At 42.0% G+C, this 15,901-nt stretch carries 13 protein-coding genes and 1 other annotated feature; all 13 genes read right to left on the bottom strand.

What is annotated here, in order from left to right:
* Position 1: 1 nt before the first annotated feature.
* Entirely contained in the window at positions 2-706 is a 705-nt protein-coding gene (pyrF, locus tag ACSVDJ_RS06645) for an orotidine-5'-phosphate decarboxylase (RefSeq protein ID WP_439169289.1), read from the bottom strand.
* Positions 678-1,619, bottom strand: a complete 942-nt coding sequence (locus tag ACSVDJ_RS06640) for a dihydroorotate dehydrogenase (RefSeq protein WP_439169290.1) — start codon at positions 1,617-1,619, stop codon at positions 678-680. The genes pyrF and ACSVDJ_RS06640 overlap by 29 nt, the downstream gene beginning before the upstream one ends.
* On the bottom strand, positions 1,616-2,395 hold the full coding sequence (locus tag ACSVDJ_RS06635; RefSeq protein WP_439169291.1) for a dihydroorotate dehydrogenase electron transfer subunit: 780 nt from the start codon (positions 2,393-2,395) through the stop codon (positions 1,616-1,618). The genes ACSVDJ_RS06640 and ACSVDJ_RS06635 overlap by 4 nt, the downstream gene beginning before the upstream one ends.
* Entirely contained in the window at positions 2,392-5,610 is a 3,219-nt protein-coding gene (gene carB / locus ACSVDJ_RS06630) for a carbamoyl-phosphate synthase large subunit (RefSeq protein WP_439169292.1), read from the bottom strand. Before carB ends, ACSVDJ_RS06635 begins: the two co-directional genes overlap by 4 nt.
* Positions 5,603-6,694, bottom strand: coding sequence for a carbamoyl phosphate synthase small subunit (locus tag ACSVDJ_RS06625; RefSeq protein WP_439169293.1), 1,092 nt, complete (start codon positions 6,692-6,694; stop codon positions 5,603-5,605). Before ACSVDJ_RS06625 ends, carB begins: the two co-directional genes overlap by 8 nt.
* Entirely contained in the window at positions 6,691-7,977 is a 1,287-nt protein-coding gene (pyrC, locus tag ACSVDJ_RS06620; RefSeq protein ID WP_439169294.1) for a dihydroorotase, read from the bottom strand. Before pyrC ends, ACSVDJ_RS06625 begins: the two co-directional genes overlap by 4 nt.
* On the bottom strand, positions 7,940-8,869 hold the full coding sequence (locus tag ACSVDJ_RS06615; protein ID WP_439169321.1) for an aspartate carbamoyltransferase catalytic subunit: 930 nt from the start codon (positions 8,867-8,869) through the stop codon (positions 7,940-7,942). The genes pyrC and ACSVDJ_RS06615 overlap by 38 nt, the downstream gene beginning before the upstream one ends.
* Positions 8,870-9,103: 234 nt before the next feature.
* Positions 9,104-9,640, bottom strand: coding sequence for a bifunctional pyr operon transcriptional regulator/uracil phosphoribosyltransferase PyrR (pyrR, locus tag ACSVDJ_RS06610; protein WP_439169295.1), 537 nt, complete (start codon positions 9,638-9,640; stop codon positions 9,104-9,106).
* 194 nt (positions 9,641-9,834) lie between these two features.
* On the bottom strand, positions 9,835-10,746 hold the full coding sequence (locus ACSVDJ_RS06605) for an RluA family pseudouridine synthase (RefSeq protein ID WP_439169297.1): 912 nt from the start codon (positions 10,744-10,746) through the stop codon (positions 9,835-9,837).
* Positions 10,718-11,227: a signal peptidase II gene (gene lspA / locus ACSVDJ_RS06600; RefSeq protein ID WP_439169298.1), complete on the bottom strand. Its 510-nt coding sequence runs from the start codon at positions 11,225-11,227 to the stop codon at positions 10,718-10,720. The genes ACSVDJ_RS06605 and lspA overlap by 29 nt, the downstream gene beginning before the upstream one ends.
* A 151-nt stretch (positions 11,228-11,378) precedes the next feature.
* A complete protein-coding gene (ileS, locus tag ACSVDJ_RS06595; protein WP_439169299.1) occupies positions 11,379-14,147 on the bottom strand; it encodes an isoleucine--tRNA ligase in 2,769 nt (922 codons plus the stop codon).
* A gap of 64 nt (positions 14,148-14,211) precedes the next feature.
* Positions 14,212-14,438: a binding site (T-box leader), on the bottom strand.
* A 51-nt stretch (positions 14,439-14,489) separates the two neighbouring features.
* Complete coding sequence (locus ACSVDJ_RS06590; RefSeq protein ID WP_439169301.1) at positions 14,490-14,999, bottom strand: DivIVA domain-containing protein; 510 nt, start codon at positions 14,997-14,999, stop codon at positions 14,490-14,492.
* 103 nt (positions 15,000-15,102) lie between these two features.
* Positions 15,103-15,876, bottom strand: coding sequence for a YlmH family RNA-binding protein (locus ACSVDJ_RS06585; protein ID WP_439169302.1), 774 nt, complete (start codon positions 15,874-15,876; stop codon positions 15,103-15,105).
* Positions 15,877-15,901: the final 25 nt, after the last annotated feature.

The raw sequence follows: 15,901 nt of genomic DNA, 5'->3' as shown, positions 1-15,901 counted from the left end.
GTTACATTCCTCCCCAGAGCTGTTTTACTTTTTGATAAGCTTCAAGCGGTTGATCAGCCTTCGTAATCGAGCGACCAACGACGATCATTGATGAACCGAGTGTTCTCGCCATTTGCGGATCAGCCACCCGTTTTTGGTCATTCGCGTCATCATCCTTCATGCGAATACCTGGTGTCACTTTTAAAAACTCCGTCCCGCATACTTCACTAATTTTTGCGGCTTCATGAACAGAGCAAACGACTCCGTCACAGCCAGCAGCTTTTGTTAATTTGGCATAATGAAGCACCGATTCTTCTAAAGAAACCGGTATCAGCTGTTCTGTTTGCATTTGTTCTTCTGACGTGGACGTCAATTGCGTCACGGCAAGTAAAATTGGACGTTGACCGTTCGTTCCTTGCTCTAAGCCTTCCCGAGCCGCTGCCATCATTTTTTGACCGCCTGCTGCATGGACATTAATCATGTCCACTCCAAGATTAGCTAACCCTTTCATCGCGTGCTGAACCGTGTTAGGAATGTCATGAAGCTTCAAGTCTAAAAAGATACGATGATTCATCTTTTTTAACTGCTCAACGATTGAAGGTCCATTTTGTAAGTAAAGCTCCATTCCTACTTTGACAAATAATGATTCACCTTCAAACGGCTGTAAAAAGGCTTCAGTTTCTCGCCAAGTTGGGAAATCAAGAGCAATAATAGGTTCTCTTTCCACTTTCACTCCAGCTCCTTCCCGTTAATTCACTAATATGATCGATGTTGTTTACTTGTAAAAATTGATCTAGCTCTGCAATTAAATTTGGACAGATAAATGGATCTACGAAATTAGCTGTTCCGATCGCTACGGCATCCGCACCTGCATAGAAAAATTCGATAATATCTTCTACCGTTGAAATCCCGCCCATTCCAATGATTGGGAGATTCGTCTGCTGGCTTACTTCATAGACCATGCGAATCGCTACCGGTTTAATCGCTGGACCTGATAAGCCACCTGTTCGGTTCGCGATAATTGGCTTGCCTGTTTTAATATCTATTCGCATACCGATCAATGTGTTAATCATCGTTAATCCATCGGCTCCACCGTCTTCTACCGCTTTCGCCATTTCAACAATGTTCGTTACATTTGGAGATAGCTTCACATAAACAGGAACCTCTGACACTTCTTTCACTTTTTTCGTTAGCTCTTTCGCTGTTTCAGGAATCGTTCCGAAAGCGATGCCGCCTGTTTTTACGTTCGGACAAGAGATGTTTAACTCTAATGCATGGACATTGTCCACTTTCGAAATATTTTTCGCTACTTCGACGTAGTCATCTACTTGAGAACCAGCTACGTTCGCAATAATGGGCACATCGTATTGGGACAACCAAGCAAGTTCATTCTCGATGACCTTTTCTAACCCTGGATTTTGTAAACCGATGGCATTCAGCATCCCTGCTGGTGTTTCGGCCACTCTTGGTGTCGGGTTTCCAAAGCGCGGCTCCTCTGTCGTCGCTTTAATCATGATCGCTCCCAGCTCACTTAAATCATAAAGCTGGCTATATTCACGACCGAAACCGAAGCAACCTGAAGCTGGCATGACTGGATTTTTTAATGTTAATCCTGGAAGTTCTATATTCAATCGACTCATAAAGCCACCTCCCCGATAGGAAATACTGGACCATCACTACATACTTTGCGGTATTCCGCACCTGTTGGATCATTTTGTGTATGGCAAACGCAAGCAAAGCAAGCGCCAATTCCGCAACCCATCCGTTCTTCTAATGAGATGAATCCTTTTTTCGTTAGCTGCATCGCTTCTAATGCTTTTAGCATCGGAATCGGACCGCAAGAATATAAAATATCTGCCTTCAAATCGTGTTGCTTAATCACATCTGTAACAAAGCCTTTCGTACCGAGTGAGCCATCCACTGTCGCGGCATACGTGTCGCCTAGTTGAGAGAACTTGTCCATATAAAAGGCAGCGTCCTTATCTTGGAAGCCAAGTACATGAATCGTTTTCACTCCGTGAGCGTTTAATCGTTGAGATAGTTCGTACAAAGGTGGCACTCCAATACCGCCTCCGACTAAAATAGCTGTTTCACCGGCTGTCGCTTCTTCTAACGGAAATCCATGTCCAAGCGGACCAAGCACATCAACTGCATCCCCTGCCGCTTTCTCCGCTAATAATTTCGTCCCGTCTCCTTCTGCACGATAAATCATCGTAAACTGTTGTTTCTCTTGATCGATGTTAGCAATCGAGATTGGGCGTCTTAATAGCGGCATCATTTGACTATTTACTTTAAGATGAACGAACCGACCTGGTTCGTTCATCTCCTTCACAAGCTCACCTTGAAGAGTGAGCTCGTAAATATTTTTAGCAATCTTTTCTTGGGACAAAACCGTCATTAGTTCTTTCTTGATCATGAAAGCACCGCCTCAGTTTCAGGTGAATTTTCAGGTTTTGGCATCGCTTCAGCAGAGAAGATCATCGATTCAAGTACAAGTAAGATCGCTTCCGCTGTATCTAATGAAGTTAAGCAAGGAATGCCGTTTTCTACTGTTTCTCGACGAATACGGAAGCCATCACGAGCTGGTTGCTTTCCTTTTGTTAATGTATTGATGACGAATTGTGCTTGACCAGAGCGGATAATGTCGAGCATATCTGGTCCTTTAGCTCCAATTTTCGATACCACTTCAACAGGAATGTTTGCTTCGCTTAACGATTGGGCTGTTCCTTGTGTCGCTAATAGTCGGTAGCCAATGTTGTGGAATCTCTTTGCTAGTGCCAATGCTTCTTCTTTATCCTTATCGGCTACTGTCATTAAGACAGCTCCTTTTGTCGGGATTTTAATTCCTGAAGCCACTAACCCTTTATAAAGAGCCTTCGCTAAAGTAGCATCTTTCCCCATCACTTCACCCGTTGATTTCATTTCAGGGCCGAGTGTTGTGTCAACACGACGCAGCTTCGCGAATGAGAAGACAGGAACTTTTACGAATACTCCTTTTTCTTCTTTCACGAGTCCAGTCGAGTACCCCATTTCTTTCAATGAATGACCAAGGATCGCTTTCGTTGCTAAGTTCGCCATTGGGACATTCGTAATTTTACTTAAAAATGGAACGGTACGGCTTGAGCGTGGGTTCACCTCAAGGACGAACACATCGCCTTTTGATACAACATACTGGATATTTAATAACCCGATAATGTTCAAGCCTTTTGCTAGCTTGATCGTATAATCAATGATTTTATCCTTTTGATCTTGCGTCAATTGCTGTGGAGGATAAACGGCGATTGAGTCACCTGAGTGAACACCCGCACGTTCGATATGCTCCATAATTCCTGGGATGACAACGTCTGTTCCGTCAGAAATCGCATCTACTTCGATTTCTTTTCCTGTTAAGTAGCGGTCAATGAGCACTGGATGATCTGGATTTATTTTTACTGCGTTCTCCATGTATTGCAATAGTTCCGCTTCTTTATAGACGATTTCCATCGCGCGTCCACCTAGTACGTAAGACGGACGAACAAGTACCGGATAGCCGATCTCATCAGCAATCTTCACCGCTGTTTCTACTGAAAAGGCTGTTTTTCCAAGCGGTTGTGGGATGCCAAGTGTTTGCAACGTTTGCTCAAACTTATCACGATTTTCCGCACGATCTAAATCTTCAAGGCTTGTGCCTAAAATTTTCACGCCGTGCTCTACTAATTTTTCTGCCAAGTTAATCGCCGTTTGACCACCGAATTGTACGACAACACCTTCTGGCTGCTCTAAATCGATGATGTGCATCACGTCTTCCACTGTCAGCGGCTCAAAGTATAATTTGTCAGAGATACTAAAGTCAGTTGAAACGGTTTCTGGGTTATTATTGACGATGATCGCTTCATAGCCTGCTTCTTTAATCGCCCAAACCGAGTGTACTGTTGCATAATCGAATTCTACCCCTTGACCGATACGAATTGGTCCAGAGCCTAGAACGATGATACTTTTACGATCAGTGACAATCGATTCATTTTCTTCTTCATACGTCCCGTAATAATATGGTGTAGCAGATTCGAATTCTGCCGCACAAGTGTCAACCATTTTGAAGACTGGTACGATGCCGTTTTCTTTTCGCCAGTCGTACACTTCCTTCTCGCTAGTCGCCCATAATTTCGCAATTGTACAATCTGCAAAGCCCATTTCTTTCGCTGTCTTTGCTACTTCTGCGTTAAACGGCTGTGCTTGCACGTCTTTTTCAAACGCGACAATATTAGCGAACTTTTGTAAGAAGAAGAGGTCGATTTCGCTCCATTCATGAATCGTTTCGATTGTTACTCCGCGACGTAGCGCTTCACCGATATAGAAGAGACGCTCATCCCCTGCTTTTCTAATGCGTTTTTCGATGATCGCCTCATCCATCTCTTTAATTTCATCAAGTTCAAGATGATAGACGCCACTTTCAAGTGAACGAACCGCTTTTAGTAAAGATTCTTCAAGTGTACGGCCAATCGCCATCACTTCTCCAGTCGCTTTCATTTGCGTACCTAGTGTACGGTTAGCTGATTCAAACTTGTCAAATGGCCATCTTGGAATTTTAGAGACGATATAGTCAAGTGCTGGCTCAAAGCAAGCGTAAGTTTTTCCAGTCACCGGGTTTTTCATTTCATCTAGTGTTAAACCAACGGCAATCTTAGCCGCAAGCTTCGCGATTGGATAGCCTGTTGCTTTCGATGCTAAAGCAGATGAACGGCTTACACGTGGGTTAACCTCGATAATATAGTATTGGAAGCTATGTGGATCAAGCGCTAACTGAACGTTACATCCACCTTCGATCCCAAGGGCACGAATAATTTTCAATGAGCAATTTCGTAGCATTTGATATTCACGATCACTTAACGTTTGGCTAGGTGCCACAACGATCGAGTCTCCCGTATGGATACCAACTGGATCGATGTTCTCCATGTTACAAACGACGATTGCGTTATCGTTCGAATCACGCATGACTTCATATTCGATTTCTTTATAACCAGCGATACTTTTTTCTAATAGGCACTGCGTTACTGGGCTGTATTTCAATCCGCTCGTTACGATTTCGATCAGCTCTTCTTCGTTCGTACAAATACCTCCGCCTGTTCCTCCAAGCGTATAAGCTGGACGAACGATAACCGGATAGCCGATTTCTTCAACAAACGCATACGCTTCTTCAAGTGTATGAATGATCTCACTTTCAGGAACGGGTTCACTCAGCTCGTTCATCAGCTGGCGGAACAAGTCACGATCCTCTGCTTGCTCAATCGCTGATAATTTCGTCCCTAACACTTCCACTCCATACTCTTCAAGCACGCCAGCTTTCGCCAGTTCAACAGCCATATTTAAACCTGTTTGCCCACCTAATGTTGGTAAAACAGCATCTGGACGTTCTTTTTGAATGATGCGGCTGACAAATTCAAGTGTGATTGGTTCAATATAAACGGCATCTGCAATTTCCGTATCCGTCATGATCGTCGCTGGATTGGAGTTAACTAAAATGACTCGATATCCTTCCTCTTTAAGAGCAAGACACGCTTGTGTGCCGGCATAATCAAATTCTGCTGCTTGGCCGATCACAATCGGGCCAGATCCGATAACTAAAATGCTTTTAATATCTGTACGTTTAGGCATTTTGAAGCTCCTTTCCTGCGTTTGCTTTCATCATGTTGATAAATCGGTCAAATAGTTGGTTATCATCTTCTGGTCCCGGAGATGCTTCTGGATGATATTGAACAGAGAAGGCTGGGAATTCTTTATGAGCTAAACCTTCAACCGTTCCGTCATTTAACGCAATGTGAGTAATTTTTAATTCGGTTTGAGCAATCGACTCTTCGCTTACGGCATAGCCATGGTTTTGAGAAGTTAACGCTGTTTTTCCTGTTTCTAAATCCTTCACCGGATGGTTCGATCCACGGTGACCGAATTTTAGCTTGAATGTATCCGCACCTGACGCTAGAGCGAACAGCTGATGACCTAAGCAAATTCCGAAGATTGGTACTTTTCCGATTAATGCTTTAATCGTTTCAATTGCATGCGGCACGCTTTTAGGGTCTCCAGGTCCGTTAGAGAGCATAATTCCATCTGGGTTAAATTGAAGGATCTCTTCTGCCGTTGTATCATGCGGCACGACGATCACATCACAATCACGCTTGTTAAGTTCGCGTAAAATGCCGTGCTTCATACCAAAATCCATCAATACGACGCGGTAGCCACGTCCTGGACTAGGATAAGCTGATTTCGTTGACACTTGAGCGACTTGGTTCGTCGAGAACACAGTTGCCTGTAGTTGATGAATGACGTCTTGTGCATTTTTTTCTATTGAAACGATCGCACCTTTTAATGTACCGTATTGACGAATAATTCTTGTCAATTTTCTTGTATCAATACCAGCGATAGCCGGGATAGCTTTCATTTTCAAGTAGGCATCTAGCGTGATTTCACTGCGGAAGTTAGATGGAGAATCCGCTGCTTCTTTCACAATTAATCCTTTCACTGCTGGATGAATCGTTTCGAAATCATCGCGATTAATTCCATAATTCCCAACTAACGGGTAAGTGAATGTGACAATTTGTCCACAATAAGAAGGATCAGAAAGCACTTCTTGATAGCCAGTCATTCCTGTTGTAAAGACAATTTCTCCAGTCGTATCTTGATCGCTTCCGAAGCCTTTCCCGATAAAAATGGTTCCATCTTCTAAGATTAATTGTTTTTTCATGCTTGCACCTTTCCTTCCTGCCAAACCATTTTTCCTTCTAAAAATGTCGCTGTCGGCCAACCGTTACATGCCCAACCAGTAAATGGTGTATTTTTTCCCTTGGATGCAAATTCATCTGGGTTAATTTCTTTTTCAGTTGTTAAATCGATAATCGCTAAGTCCGCTACAGCTCCAACTGCTAACTTGCCATATGGCAGGTCAAATGCTTCTGCTGGCTTGATCGTCATCCAATCGACTAACTGCTTTAAACTGATAATCTCTTTCTTTACTAAGTTTGTATATAGTAGCGGGAACGCTGTTTCTAGACCAACAATCCCAAATGGAGCGGATTGGATTTTCGCTGCTTTTTCCTCTGCTGTATGAGGTGCATGATCCGTCGCGATAAAATCAATCGTGCCATCGAACAGTCCTTCTAATAAAGCTTGTTGATCCGCTTTTCCTCTTAGCGGTGGGTTCATTTTATAGTTTGTATCGATTTCAGGAATATCTTCATCGCACAGTAATAAGTGATGTGGTGTTACTTCCGCTGTCACTTTAATGCCGGCTTTTTTCGCATCTCTCACCGTTCTTACCGATTCCTTTGTACTAATATGACAAACGTGATAATGGCAATCGGCTGCTTCTGCTAGTAAGACATCCCTTGCAATATGTACGGATTCACATATCGATGGGATACCAGGAATATTATGCTTTTCAGCAAAGGTTCCCTCATGAACAGCGCCACCATAGATCAGTGAGTTGTCTTCACAATGGGCTACAACTGCTGCATCAATTGCGGCTGCTTGTTTCATCGCTTCATACATCATACCTGCTTCTTGTACCCCAACACCATCGTCGGTAAAAGCGAAGGCACCTGCTTGTTTTAATCCGTTAAAATCCGTTAGCTCTTTACCTGCTTCTCGAATCGTAATCGATGCGTACGGAAGAACTCGAACATGAGCCGTTTCTTCAATTCGGTTATTTAAAGCGGTTAAATGCTCCACTGTATCCGGTACTGGACGAGTATTAGGCATCGGTGCAATCGTTGTAAATCCACCTTTTGCTGCGGCTAATGTGCCCGTTTCAATCGTTTCTTTATGCTCGCCGCCTGGTTCACGCAAATGAACATGTAAGTCGATCAATCCTGGAACAATTAATTGACCGTCCGCCTCAAATACAGTCTCACCGTTTGTTGGGAGTTGATCACCCATCTCTGCGATTTTCCCCTCTTGAATACGAATATCTTGTTGGATCATTTCTCCATTATCAGTAAGAATATTTCCATTTTTGATTAGCCAGTTCATTTGACATTCTCCCTTCTAACACTTGTTTTAACACAGCCATTCTGACGTACATACCATTTTCCATTTGTTTAAAAATTCTAGAGCGTTCACACTCGACAAGACAATCTGCAATTTCTACATCGCGATTCACCGGAGCTGGGTGCATAATGATACTTCCTGGCTTCATTCTTCGCTCACGCTCGACCGTTAAGCCATACATTTGATGATATTGTTCTTTTGTCATCGATGATTCACTTCCATGGCGCTCGTGTTGAATTCTAAGCAACATAAGGACATCTACTTCTTCGATTAGTTGATCTAATTCTGTAAATTGTCCTGCTTCTAAATACTCCTGTTCAAACCACTCTGATGGACCTGAGAAGCGAACTTCAGCTCCTAGCTTCCTTAATGCCTCTGCATTCGATCTTGCCACTCGGCTATGACGAACGTCTCCAACAATCCCTACTTTCAAGCCTTCAAAGCGACCAAATTCTTGTTGGATTGTGAATAAATCGAGTAGACATTGGGTCGGATGTTGTCCGCAGCCATCACCAGCATTCACGACCGGGATGTTCACCTTGTTTATTAATTGTTCATAGTATGCCTCTTCTTCATGGCGGATCACCACTGCATCGACACCGATTGATTCAAGCGTGCGAACGGTATCGTATAACGTTTCCCCTTTCAGCACACTTGAACTTCCTGCTTCAAATGGAATGACTTCAAGACCAAGCTTTCTTTCTGCTACTTCAAAGCTTGTTTTCGTCCGCGTACTTGCTTCAAAAAACAAGTTAGCGATGAAAGTTTGTTCTTCTGGATGCCATTTTTCCCCTGAAGCGAATTTTTCCGCTTGCATTAATATTAACAAAATCTCATCTTTATGCATACCTTTAATTGAAACTAAATTTTGCATCATTGTCGATCCGCCTCCATTTCCACAAAAAAAACACCCTTTTTTTTTCAAGGGTGTTTTGCATAGAGACAAAAGTGCACACAGTTCTACACCGCCTTTTGTCTCTCTACCCTTGAATGCCTCTCTGGACATTATTAAAAGGTCTTTATTCATTTTTTTGTATATTTCTCATCAAAGGTTTCGATCATTCGTTTCTCTTTGCCAGTCTCTCTGGACAGCAATTAAAGAGGTTACTTATTCATGGATCACTACTTTATCTATATTATCTACTTCTTCTAAAGTCACAACAATTCTTTCGCTACTAGCGGAAGGAATATTCTTTCCTATAAAGTCTGCTCGAATTGGCAACTCTCGATGCCCTCGATCGACTAATACTGCCATTTGAATTTGTGATGGACGGCCGATGTCCATTAGAGCATCTAAAGCCGCTCTCACCGTTCTGCCTGTATAAAGAACATCATCTATTAAGATAACCGTTTTATTTGTAATATCTGTCGGAATGTCAGAACCTCTTACTTCAGGGTCTTTACTCTCCGTTTTAACGGACAAGTCGTCTCTGTAAAGGGTGATATCTAAGTCACCAACAGGAATTTCTTCTCCTTCGATTTGCTTAATCCGATCAGCTAAACGCTTCGCTAAAAAGATTCCTCTCGTTCGAATACCGACGAGAATGCAATTTTCGATTCCTTTATTTTTCTCCAATATTTCATGAGCTACTCTAGTTAAAGCACGACGAATGGCCTGTTGATCCATAACTACTGCTTTTTCCATTTGATCTCACCTCTCGAGCATTTCCTCACACAAAAAACCTCTCGCCATGTAGGTGAGAGGTCAAATTTTGCATAAGAAAGACACAAACTTATCCTTATGTCATTCTTACAATCCGATACCTTCTCAGCCTCACGGGACTGTTTTTTAAAGGTCTTATTTAACTGTTAACAGCTTACCGTTTCTTTTCGAGTTTGTCAATTATTTTTCGCTAAAAAGTCGAGAAGATTTACAAATTCCTGAGGTAACGGCGCTTCGAATTGCAAATATTCCTCCGTTCGAGGATGAACGAAGCCAAGAATACCTGCATGAAGAGCTTGCCCTTCCATATCTAACGTTTTTTTCGGTCCATATTTCGGATCGCCCGCTAGCGGGTAGCCGATGTATTTCATATGCACACGAATTTGATGCGTTCGGCCTGTTTCTAACTCACATTCCACTAACGTAAAATCTTTAAATCGTTCGAGCACTTGAAAGTGAGTAACAGCTTGCTTCCCTCCATCAACGACTGCCATGCTTTGTCGATCCTTTTGATCACGTCCAATCGGCGCATCAATCGTTCCGTGATCATGAGGAATGATTCCATGCACAATCGCTTTATATTTTCTTGTCACAGACTTATCAACGAGTTGTTGGACGAGCTTTTCATGGGCTAAATCATTTTTAGCGACCATTAATAATCCTGATGTGTCTTTATCAATTCGATGGACAATTCCAGGGCGCATCACACCATTAATACCCGATAAATCTTTACAATGAGCCATCAAGCCGTTCACTAATGTTCCCGTTACATGTCCAGGTGCCGGGTGAACAACCATACCTCGAGGTTTGTTAACGACAAGGACATCCCCATCTTCATAATAAACATCTAAATTCATTTCCTCCGCTTCAATATCGAGCGGCTCTGGTGCAGGAATCTCAATGGTTAGCTGATCACCAGGTGTACATTTATAATTGGCTTTCACCGCTTGTTGATTCACTTGAACTAGCCCTGCTTTAATCCAATCTTGTACCTGTGTACGTGACCATTCTTCATTCAGTCCAGCTACTACTTTATCTATTCTCGCATTCTTTTCCTCTTCAAGAACGCTGTGCTCCATCTTTTCCATTTGACATCTCCTTTTCTTTCCGCTCTTCAATCAACATCGCAATCATCAACATGATCACTCCCATTGTTAACGCTGTATCGGCAATATTGAAAATCGGAAAATCATAACTAAAAATATACGTATTAATAAAGTCGACCACTTCTTGACGAAAGATACGGTCGATAAAATTGCCGATTGCTCCTCCTAATAAAAAAGCGAGTGCTCCTTGCATCAGCGGTTTATTTTTCGCTTCAGTCTGCATATAATAAACGATTCCAATTACGACAACAACCGTGATGATGTAAAATAACCACATTTGACCTTCAAGCATGCCCCAAGCAGCTCCACGGTTCCGGTGAGAAGTAATATAAAGAACATCTTTGATCACTTCCACACTTTCTCCAATGCTCATTCCTTTTACAATTAGCCACTTCGTCCATTGATCTAACAGTATGACAAATAGTGCTAGTAAATAATACAAGAGATTTCCTCTATTCTTCAAGATGAGTCACGCTCCCTTATCTTTTCAACAAAAAAGCTGTCCTGCAGTGAGGTTCGCTTCCGATGATTATTCCAAACTGGTCTAATATATCAGAAAACAAACACGAGCAGGACAACCTTTTTAACCATCCATTCTAGGTATGCTTATCAGATCAAGCCTGAGAATAATTCTCTTCTACTACAGTTGCACAGCGTGGGCATAACGTCGAGTGAGCGTCGTTTTGACCAACTGTCGGTGTCACAACCCAACAACGTTCACATGTTTCACCTTCCGCTTTTTCTACGACAATTGCTCCATGCTCAAGCTGCATCGCCGCTTCTGGAGCATCTTCGAGAGAGCCAGCCATTTCAAAGGCAGAAACGATAAATAGCTGTTTTAAGTCTTCTTGAATAGAATCAAGCAACGTTTTCGTTTCCTCATTCGCAAATAAAGTAACTTTCGCTGTTAACGATTTTCCGATCACCTTTGCATTTCGGGCTTCTTCTAACGCTTTTAAAATATCATCGCGAACAGACATGAATGTCGTCCATTTTGCTTTTAACTCTTCCGCCCGCTCTAACTCTTCATATGTCGGCATATCTGTTAGCTGCACGCTTTCCTCTTCCACATTCGGGATATATGCCCATACTTCATCCGCTGTATGCGCTAAAATTGGAGAAAGCATTTTCGTTAAAGTTAACAATGTATCATATAATACCGATTGAATCGCGCGACGATCCTCGTGATTCTCCGCTTCAATATAAAGAATATCTTTCGCGAAGTCTAGATAGAATGAGCTTAAATCAACCGTACAGAAATTATTGATCGCATGATAAATCGCTGCAAATTCATAATTCTCATAATGGTGATGTACTTCTTTAATTAAATCATTTAACTTCACAAGCATAAATTGATCGACTTCACGTAAGTCATTATAAGAAACTTTATGCTCTGCCGGGTTAAAGTCAGCTAAGTTCCCTAGCAAGAAGCGGAATGTGTTACGGATTTTACGGTAGACTTCAGCTACTTGTTTTAAAATCGCATCCGATACGCGAACATCTGCTTGGAAGTCAACAGAAGCGACCCATAAGCGTAAAATATCAGCACCTAACTGCTGCATCACTTTCGCAGGAACAACGACATTTCCTAATGATTTACTCATTTTACGTCCTTCACCGTCAAGAGCAAATCCGTGGCTTAATACCCCTTTATACGGTGCCTTTCCTGTGACAGCGACACCCGTTGTTAAGGAAGAGTTAAACCAACCACGATATTGGTCAGACCCTTCTAAATAAAGATCTGCTTGACGAACAAGGTCATCACGCTCTTCTAGTACAGCTTGGTGGGAGGAACCAGAATCGAACCACACATCCATAATATCGTTTTCTTTTGTAAATTCACCATTCGGACTTCCTGGGTGCGTAAAGCCTTCAGGCAATAATTCCTTCGCTTCTTTTTCAAACCAAATATTCGATCCGTGCTCGCGGAATAAATCTGATACATGCGCAATCGTTTCATCTGTAATAATCGGCTCATTATTTTCCGCATAAAAGACTGGGATCGGCACACCCCATGCACGCTGACGAGAAATACACCAATCGCCACGGTCACGAACCATATTAAATAAACGAGTCTCTCCCCATGTTGGCACCCATTTTGTTTCTTTGACCGCTTCAAGTAACTCTCCACGGAATTTATCGATCGACGCAAACCATTGAGCTGTTGCTCGGAAAATAACGGGCTTCTTCGTACGCCAATCATGCGGGTATGAGTGAGTGAAGAATTCTAGCTTTAATAGCGCTCCAACTTCTTCTAGCTTTTCTGTAATTGGCTTGTTTGCTTCATCGTAGAACAAGCCTTCAAACCCAGGAGCTTCCGCTGTCATCACACCACGATCATTTACTGGACAAAGAACGTCTAAACCGTATTTCTTTCCAACAAGGAAATCGTCTTCCCCATGACCAGGTGCCGTATGAACACAGCCTGTACCTGAATCAGTTGTCACGTGTTCACCTAACATCACTAATGAATCACGATCGTAAAGAGGGTGCTTCGTTAAAATATGCTCAAGCTCTGCCCCTTTGACCTTTTTCGTTACTGCTGGATTTTCCCATCCAAGCTTTGTCGTCACTTCTTCTAGCAATTCTTCAACGACGACATATTTTTTGCCTGCTTCTTCTGCTACAACATACGTCAAGTCAGGGTGAACAGAAATCCCAAGGTTTGCTGGAATTGTCCATGGTGTCGTTGTCCAGATGATGATGTTTGTTCCTTCCTCAAGCACACCTTTTCCATCGCGAACAGCAAAGGCAACATAAATCGAAGGGGAACGCTTATCTTTGTACTCAATTTCAGCTTCCGCTAACGCTGATTCACTAGATGGAGACCAATAAACCGGCTTCATTCCTTTATAAATATAGCCTTTTTTCGCCATATCACCGAATACTTTAATTTGTTGCGCTTCGTATTCTGGCTTTAATGTAATATATGGGTTTTCCCAATCTCCACGTACACCTAACTGCTTAAATTGCTGTCTTTGACGTTCAATTTGCTCATACGCATATTCTTCACAAAGTTTACGGAATTCAGCAACCGTCATTTCTTTACGTTTCACGCCTTTGTTTGTTAGCGCCTGCTCAATCGGCAAACCGTGCGTATCCCACCCTGGAACATACGGAGAATGGAAGCCGCTCATCGATTTATATCGAACGATAAAGTCCTTTAAAATTTTGTTAAGCGCATGCCCCATATGAATATCACCATTGGCATATGGAGGGCCGTCATGAAGAATGAACATCGGGCGTCCTTCTGTCCGCTCTTGTACTTTTTTATAGATGTCCATTTCATCCCATTTTTGCTGCCGATCAGGCTCGCGCTTTGGTAAGTTCCCTCTCATCGGAAATTCCGTTTTTGGCATTAATAACGTATTTTTATACTCCATTTTTTATCCTCCTTCATGTACACATCACTACTTAAATAATACAAAAAAACCTTCTCATCCCCTAAAAAGGGACGAGAAGGTTTCCCGCGTTACCACCCTGCTTAACAAGCTGTTATACTTGTTCACTTGAACATTCGTATCGTGAATGACTCGCTCTTCTCTACTAAGATACGACCGTTCGAGTTGAGGGCTCCAGGGTGATCTTCCATTTCCCGCTTTTACTAGGCTTCCACCGTCCCTAGTTCGCTTGCAAAAGCTACAGACATGTACTTTCCCTATCATCGCATAAATATATAGTTGATAATGTTTCAATTATAGAAATTGAATGCTCTCTCGTCAAGCTTAGACGCCTTCTTCACTTAACTTTTCTAGTTCTTCGGCATCCACTTCAAATTCCATCAAGGCATCCCAGTCATCATTGCTTAATAAATCAAGCTGGGCTTCCATTAACATTTTAAAACGCATCCGAAACACTTTAGATTGCTTTTTCAACTCTTCAATTTCAACCGCAATCTTTCTCGCTTTAGATAAAGATTCATCTACAATGCGATCAGCATTCTTTTCAGCTTCGCGAATTAATAACTTCGCTTCTTTATGAGCATTTCTTTTCACTTCTTCCGCAGTTTCCTGAGCGATAACAATCGATTTATTCAATGTCTCTTCAATATTAGAGAAATAATCAAGCCTTTCAGTTTGTGCAGCAAGCTGATCTTCTAAATCTTTCTTTTCACGAATAATCAGTTCGTAATCTTTAATCACTTGATTGAGAAAACTGTTGACTTCATCTTCATCGTATCCACGGAAGCCTCGACTGAATTCTTTGTTATGTATATCTAACGGCGTTAAAGGCATTCGCCCACCTCCACTACAGATCTAAAACTGGCTTTTTTCATCATGCTACATATTATAATGCTTTTTTGGCTACTTGTGATAAAAATCGTGAAATTTTCATAATTTATTTCAAAAGACCTAGCATAATCCGCCATTTGTCCTTCTTTGTTTTTCCTTCATTTATTAAAAATTTACTTCTGCCTATTCCTCTAATAGAAAACACATCACCTACTGAACATTCAAAAGCAGGGTCTTCAACCTTTTTCCAATTCACTTTTACCATACCTGATTTAATTAAAGTTTGCACTTTTTGTCTCGATAACCGAGAAAGTGCTGCAATCATCGCATCTAGTCGCAAGGAGGAAACGGTTGTATTAATTTCTTTCCATTCTTCCACTTTCGTTAATGCCTCGTCAGATTCTTTCTCCTGCAAACGAACAGCTACTTTTCCGATATGGCTCACATTTACCTGAATATAGCTACTGACTTCCTTCGCCACTAAAAATTGATATCTCTGACCGTCTGTTAAAATATCGCCAAACTTCCCACGGCGTAACCCGACTCCCATTAAGCTTCCTAAAATTTGCGAATGCTCGATCGAGGCAAACTTCTCTGGATAAGAAATTTCATATAGTATAATATCAAAATCTTCCGCTTCAGGCTGGAAGTATTCTGGTGTAATTAACGCTCGTTTTCTTTCGGTATTCGTTGCTCCACCGAAAAAGACAGCTTTGACTTCACTATGGCGACCGACGACCGCCTGCACGATCTCCTGCTCTCTAGGATCTAGAAAATCTGTCAGCTTTGGCGCATACATTTGTTCTACTTCATTTTTCCATTGTAGCACCTGGTCAATAAACTCTTTTTCTTCCGGGCGAAAATGCTGATAAATGGACATGATCTTTACTCCTTTGATCGATGCA

Source organism: Bacillus sp. Hm123 (assembly GCF_051842975.2).
Taxonomy (GTDB): Bacteria; Bacillota; Bacilli; order Bacillales; family Domibacillaceae; genus Bacillus_CE.
The sequence above is the reverse complement of the archived record's forward strand: the minus strand, read 5'-3'. Positions and strand labels throughout refer to the sequence as shown.

Excerpts from the sequence above, each read along its gene's own strand:
- pyrR (WP_439169295.1), bottom strand. The coding sequence starts at position 9,640 with ATGGAAAAAGCAGTAGTTATGGATCAACAGGCCATTCGTCGTGCTTTA.
- pyrC (WP_439169294.1), bottom strand. The coding sequence starts at position 7,977 with ATGAACTGGCTAATCAAAAATGGAAATATTCTTACTGATAATGGAGAA.
- ACSVDJ_RS06590 (WP_439169301.1), bottom strand. The coding sequence starts at position 14,999 with ATGCCTTTAACGCCGTTAGATATACATAACAAAGAATTCAGTCGAGGC.
- ACSVDJ_RS06585 (WP_439169302.1), bottom strand. The coding sequence starts at position 15,876 with ATGTCCATTTATCAGCATTTTCGCCCGGAAGAAAAAGAGTTTATTGAC.
- ACSVDJ_RS06625 (WP_439169293.1), bottom strand. The coding sequence starts at position 6,694 with ATGAAAAAACAATTAATCTTAGAAGATGGAACCATTTTTATCGGGAAA.
- ACSVDJ_RS06635 (WP_439169291.1), bottom strand. The coding sequence starts at position 2,395 with ATGATCAAGAAAGAACTAATGACGGTTTTGTCCCAAGAAAAGATTGCT.
- carB (WP_439169292.1), bottom strand. The coding sequence starts at position 5,610 with ATGCCTAAACGTACAGATATTAAAAGCATTTTAGTTATCGGATCTGGC.
- ileS (WP_439169299.1), bottom strand. The coding sequence starts at position 14,147 with ATGGAGTATAAAAATACGTTATTAATGCCAAAAACGGAATTTCCGATG.
- ACSVDJ_RS06605 (WP_439169297.1), bottom strand. The coding sequence starts at position 10,746 with ATGGAAAAGATGGAGCACAGCGTTCTTGAAGAGGAAAAGAATGCGAGA.
- ACSVDJ_RS06640 (WP_439169290.1), bottom strand. The coding sequence starts at position 1,619 with ATGAGTCGATTGAATATAGAACTTCCAGGATTAACATTAAAAAATCCA.
- ACSVDJ_RS06615 (WP_439169321.1), bottom strand. The coding sequence starts at position 8,869 with ATGCAAAATTTAGTTTCAATTAAAGGTATGCATAAAGATGAGATTTTG.